This window comes from Ruminococcus sp. YE282 (assembly GCA_900101355.1).
GTDB lineage: Bacteria > Bacillota > Clostridia > Oscillospirales > Acutalibacteraceae > Ruminococcoides > Ruminococcoides bromii_A.
On the sequence record FMUV01000064.1, the window covers coordinates 1 to 5,104 of the forward strand.

General features: G+C 38.5%; 5 protein-coding genes and 3 tRNA genes. 3 read left to right on the forward strand and 5 right to left on the reverse strand.

The window, feature by feature from the left end; genetic code table 11:
• Positions 1–81: 81 nt before the first annotated feature.
• The 3 genes from BLP46_RS12420 to BLP46_RS12430 all read right to left on the reverse strand — a co-directional run bounded on the left by BLP46_RS12420 (position 82) and on the right by BLP46_RS12430 (position 2,544).
• Positions 82–158 (reverse strand) — tRNA-Arg (locus BLP46_RS12420).
• A 44-nt stretch (positions 159–202) separates the two neighbouring features.
• Positions 203–2,101: a ribosomal protection-like ABC-F family protein gene (gene abc-f / locus BLP46_RS12425; RefSeq protein WP_092979343.1), complete on the reverse strand. Its 1,899-nt coding sequence runs from the start codon at positions 2,099–2,101 to the stop codon at positions 203–205.
• Positions 2,102–2,151: 50 nt separating this feature from the next.
• Complete coding sequence (locus BLP46_RS12430; protein ID WP_092979344.1) at positions 2,152–2,544, reverse strand: DUF5658 family protein; 393 nt, start codon at positions 2,542–2,544, stop codon at positions 2,152–2,154.
• 177 nt (positions 2,545–2,721) lie between these two features.
• Between BLP46_RS12430 and BLP46_RS12435 the strand changes: the two genes are divergently transcribed.
• Together BLP46_RS12435 and BLP46_RS12440 are read left to right on the forward strand one after the other, a co-directional pair.
• Positions 2,722–2,797: transfer RNA gene (locus tag BLP46_RS12435), tRNA-Thr, on the forward strand.
• A 46-nt stretch (positions 2,798–2,843) separates the two neighbouring features.
• Positions 2,844–2,928: transfer RNA gene (locus tag BLP46_RS12440), tRNA-Tyr, on the forward strand.
• Between the two features lie 110 nt (positions 2,929–3,038).
• On the opposite strand, the gene BLP46_RS12445 is transcribed toward BLP46_RS12440, so the two are convergent.
• Both BLP46_RS12445 and BLP46_RS12450 read right to left on the reverse strand, forming a co-directional pair.
• On the reverse strand, positions 3,039–4,226 hold the full coding sequence (locus BLP46_RS12445) for a tyrosine-type recombinase/integrase (protein ID WP_092979346.1): 1,188 nt from the start codon (positions 4,224–4,226) through the stop codon (positions 3,039–3,041).
• 274 nt (positions 4,227–4,500) lie between these two features.
• Entirely contained in the window at positions 4,501–4,764 is a 264-nt protein-coding gene (locus BLP46_RS12450; RefSeq protein WP_143000503.1) for a hypothetical protein, read from the reverse strand.
• A gap of 102 nt (positions 4,765–4,866) precedes the next feature.
• Here BLP46_RS12450 and BLP46_RS12455 point away from each other — a divergent pair.
• Positions 4,867–5,104 (forward strand): hypothetical protein (locus BLP46_RS12455; RefSeq protein WP_143000504.1); only part of this gene is annotated, 238 nt, incomplete at its 3' end.

Below are 5,104 nucleotides of genomic sequence, written 5' to 3' on the forward strand. Positions count from 1 at the left end.
TCAAATCCCTTCGGGCTGTTTCCTCTATTTTCGCACTTTCTATATAAAAAATACGAGGAACTGTTTCTTTCCTCGTATTCTTGGTCTGCCCGAAGGGATTTGAACCCCCGTTCTTCGGAATCGGAATCCGCTGCGTTATCCAGCTACGCCACGGGCAGATATTTCCGCAGTAAACTGCGGTTTTATTTTATTACAATTGCTTCTACTCCGACAGTTCTTCCCAAATTGCATACTGTTTTTCCTGCTCAATTTGCAATTCTTCCAGTTTGTTTGTCAGTTCAAGGAGTTTTTCGTAATTACTTGCAGCCTCATCACTTGACAAAAGTTTTTGAACTTCCTCAATTTCAGCGTCAAGCCTTTCAATGGCTTCCTCGGCTTTTTTCAGCCTTGTCTGTCGTTTTCGCTCTTCGCTTTGCTGCTGTTTTTGCAAAAAATAATCATTCTTGGGCTTTTCCTTTTTGTCGCTTAGTGACTTTGCCTGTTGCTCGGTTTCGCCTTTGACGTGTTCTATATAGTAATCATAGTTGCCAAGATACTCTTTAACGCCGTCCTGCGTAAGCACAAGTATCCTTGTTGCAAGCTTATTGATAAAATATCGGTCATGGCTGATTATCAGCATTGTTCCGCTGTAATCTTTCAGCGTTTTTTCGAGTTCCTCTCTTGATGAAGAGTCAAGGTGGTTTGTCGGTTCGTCAAGCAAAAGGAAATTGCTTTTTTTCAGCATAAGCTTCAAAAGCGATACTCTTGCCCTTTCTCCGCCACTCATCTTTGAAAGAGGCTTAAACACCTCATCACCCTTGAATAAGAACGCTGCAAGCGCAGAGCGTGCCTCAGTATTTGTCAAATTCGGAAAGGCGTCCTGCACTTCCTCAATTGCGGTTTTATTGAGGTCAAGATTTTGCTGCATCTGGTCAAAATATCCGGTTAAGACATTTGCGCCAAAGTTATACTCGCCGCTATCCTGCGGACATCTTGCCATAAGGATTTTAAACAGAGTTGTTTTTCCGCAGCCGTTTTCGCCGAGAATAAAAACTCTTTCGCCTTTCCTTATATGTATATCTATATTTTTAAACAGGTGTTTTTCTCCAAATGACTTGGAAAGTCCTCTGCAAATCAAAACATCATTTCCGCTCTCACATTTAGGCTCAAAACTGATTCTCATAGTTTCAAGCTCGCTGTCCGGCACCACAAGCTGAGCCTTTATTCTGTCAGCCTCTTTCTGTTTGCTCGCTGCCGTAATAAAGTTACGTTCACGTCCCCAACGCTTTTGCTGTTCAACAATACCCTCAATTCGTTTTATCTCCTTGAGGTCATTTTCATATTTATTTTTGAGCGAAAGGTTATATGCTTCTTTTTTCTTAATAAATTCTGAGTATGAACCGGAATAACACATAGTTTTGCTGTGCTCAAGTTCAATCGTCTTGTTTGTTACATTATCAAGAAAATATCGGTCGTGGCTTATGATAATCATTGCGCCCTTAAAGTCGCGCAAAAAGTCCTCAAGCCACCCAACAGACTTAATGTCAAGGTGGTTGGTCGGCTCGTCGAGCAAAAGCAGGTTGCTTTGTGACAGAAGCAACTTTGCAAGGCATAATTTGGAACGCTGACCGCCGCTAAGACTGCCAACCTCCATATCACACTCACCTTCGCTAAATCCAAGTCCGAGTAATGCGGAGCGGGTTCGGCTTTTATAGTTAAGTCCGCCAAGTTGTTCATATTTTTCAATAAGTCTTGTCTGTCTGTCAACAAGCTCGTCAAGGTTGCCGTCCTTGCGGTCAATTGCCTCTGTAACCTGTTTTGTTTCAGCTTCAATATCCATAAGATAATCAAAAACAGACAACAATTCATGATATATGTCTGTCTTAGGATTATTGCAGGCATGCTGCTCCATATAACCGATTTTGGCGTTTTTGTCAAACACCACGGTTCCCGACGTCGGAGCGAGTTCTCCGTTAAGAATTTTAAAAAGGGTGGTCTTTCCTACTCCGTTTGCACCGATAAAGCCGACCTTGTCCTTGTGTTCCACATCAAATGAAACATCAGAAAACAGATTTCGTTCAACAAACGTCATCGTCAGATTGCGTACCGACAAAGCAGGCAAAACAATCACTCCCTTTCAAAATCCTTATAGTCACTATTCTTTATTGTACCTTAAAATGTGAAAAAGAGCAATACAAAATTAAAAATATGCCACAGATTTACAATCACATAAGCAATAATACCGATGTAAAGCAATACATTAACGGCAACGCTGTCATGCCCGCCTGAAAGTTTGTATACTAAGGCGCAAGCACAAACAAGTGCAAGCGGTAAAACACACTTAATGAGTATTGTTGTCCAAAATCCGTCAAGCACAGGCTCCATAAACGGATTGGCTTCATAAAATCTTCCGCTTGATAAAAGAGCTTCCGTACAAATCCAATCAACAATATTAAGGAAGTAAAGAAAAATCAGTTTTTGATAGAATGAAAATTTTATATTACTGTTCACTTTATCGCCTGAGTTTGATTTTTGTTTTGTATCAGCAGGGGTTGACATAGCCATTGCAAACAACCTTTCATAATTAGTATGGATATTATTCCCCGATAGTGCCAAATTAAACATGACGTGATTTTGCGTAAACACTCGGCTTTTCTCAAAAAAATAAAATTTTTTTAAAAAACTGTTGACAAAGAGTACATTATATGATATATTAATTAAGCACTCAAAATTAATCAACTCGCTGGTGTAGCTCAGTTGGTAGAGCAGCTGATTTGTAATCAGCAGGTCGGGGGTTCAAGTCCGTCCACCAGCTCCATAAAGCCTACTGTTTAGGCAGTAGGCTTTATATTTAAATTAAATATGGGAGAATTCCCGAGTGGCCAAAGGGGGCAGACTGTAAATCTGTTGCGCTTCGCTTCGGTGGTTCGAATCCACCTTCTCCCACCATCTCACAGAATCCGCTTAAACGGTAGGTTTAGGCGGGTTTTCTTTTTGTGTTTGCAACTTCTTTTACAATCTGCCCTTTAATTATCTAACAACTTTCTAACATTGACATTTTACGCCGTTAGAATGTTATCAATGAAATTTGCTAATTTTTCTTTGGATTTATCGCTTGCGTGAGTATAAGTATCTTGCAATAACCTTACTGTCGAATCTCCCGACCAACCTTGCAGTTCCTTCCAAGACGCGCCTTTTTCATAAAGCAAGGTTAAATTCGTATGCCTTAGCTCGTGACACTTTAAGCGGGGCAATCCCGCCTTGATAGTTAGCTCCGGAATTTTGCGGCTAACATATTCTAACGGGATTAAATCACCATTTGGGCGCACGCAAACAAACTCGTCCCACTTGGTATTGTAGTTTGGATTTTTTGATTTGCGTTTATCTTGCAACTGTTTTAGTTGTTGCAAAAAAGAAATACTTGAAGGCGGCATCGGTAAATTACGCATAGAGCTTGCTGATTTGGTTTTTGGCACATAATGCAAATTTCTTTTTTTGCTCCCGCTCTCTCCCTTATCTTTGATAACTCCTCTTATTTTTATTGTCCGGTTATCAAAATCAATATCGCACCATCTCAAACCTAAACACTCACCACGCCTTAAACCAAACCAAGAACAAAGTAAAATCACAACCTCAATCTCTTGACCTTTTATGTAATCAAGAAATGCAAGTAATTGTTTGTCACTGTACCAAAACGCATTGTGTTTGGTTTTTTTAGGTAATTTGACAAAATCGGCGGGGTTTAGTGTTATCAATCTTTCTCTTACCGCTTGCTTTAATGCTTTGTGGATTTCGGCTTGATAATGGTGTATGGTGTTAGCACCAACTGCTTTCTTGCCTATCTCTCCGCTCATCTTTGCTTTGTAAAAATCTTCAATGTCATTTTCTGACAAATCACACAGCTTTATACCTTTATCGCGGAAATAGGGCGCAATAATATTATTGATTTGTCGGTATTTTTCGCGCCAAGTTGAATCTTCAACCATACCTTTTTCTGTATCAACCCATTTGATTAACCAATCTGCAAACAGCATCTCGCTATCAAGACTGATTATTTTTTCGCTCCACTCCACAAATAACTTCTTGCATTCATCGTCCGCCTTGCGTTTATTATGACCGCTTACCGATAAATGAAGATTAATCCATTTTTGGTTACGTTTGCCGTTACAATTTACATTGACAATTGCATAATAGTTATCTCCCTTAGTGGTAAGATTAACTTTGACTGTTGGTTTTTTGTTTTTCATCAATCCTCCAATCCACAACGAAAATTAACGCTGTATTTATTCTAATATGTTATGTTAGAAATTTCAAGTATTTGTTAGAAATTATATTTGATAATTTATATTATCTTAATTAAAATTATATCGAAAAATCAGAATCCCGAAAATTTTTGCAATCCTCTAAAATAGGGGATTTGCAGTTTTACTAATCCCTTGTAAACCCTCAAAAATAGGGGATTACCGAAATTTACCGAAAATGCTGTTTTTGTCATTTACAGCGGCAAAACCATATAGGCGATTATAATTTTTGTATAGCATAATCTTTTGCAATATCAGCATACCAATGCCGAGGAATCGAGCGGATAACTTCATCATTATTGATACGTTTAACTGTTAGTGTATATAGTTTTTCAAAATCAGTTGGATTTGATATGATATTCATAATCTGATATTTGCTGATGTAATATCTATCGTCCTGTTTATATCGTTTGGAAGATGAATCACCAGTAAACCAGAATAGATAATCTCCAATTTTTATATTATCATTGTTCTTGTCCATCATTTCTCCTTGCGCCTTATATGAACAAGTCCGTAAAAAACGGACAATAGAAAAAAACAGCCTCCTATGGTAGAATAAAAATAACTACCATAGGAGGTTTTTGTTATGCCAAGGAAATACAGACATCTAAAAGACTATGAGAAAGAGCTGATTGAATATATAGAGCAAGGACATACACTGCGAGAAACCGGAGAAAAATTTGGCTTTGCATATAAAGAAATGAGAGATTTCAAAACAAGATACAACAAAAATCAAAAGAAACTTGCGGCAGAAATAGCAATAAAGCCAAAAGGCAGACCACGAAAAGATGGGAGCAAATTACCGCCGAGCGTACAGCAGTTAA

Excerpts from the sequence above, each read along its gene's own strand:
- BLP46_RS12430 (WP_092979344.1), bottom strand. The coding sequence starts at position 2,544 with ATGGCTATGTCAACCCCTGCTGATACAAAACAAAAATCAAACTCAGGC.
- BLP46_RS12445 (WP_092979346.1), bottom strand. The coding sequence starts at position 4,226 with ATGAAAAACAAAAAACCAACAGTCAAAGTTAATCTTACCACTAAGGGA.
- BLP46_RS12450 (WP_143000503.1), bottom strand. The coding sequence starts at position 4,764 with ATGATGGACAAGAACAATGATAATATAAAAATTGGAGATTATCTATTC.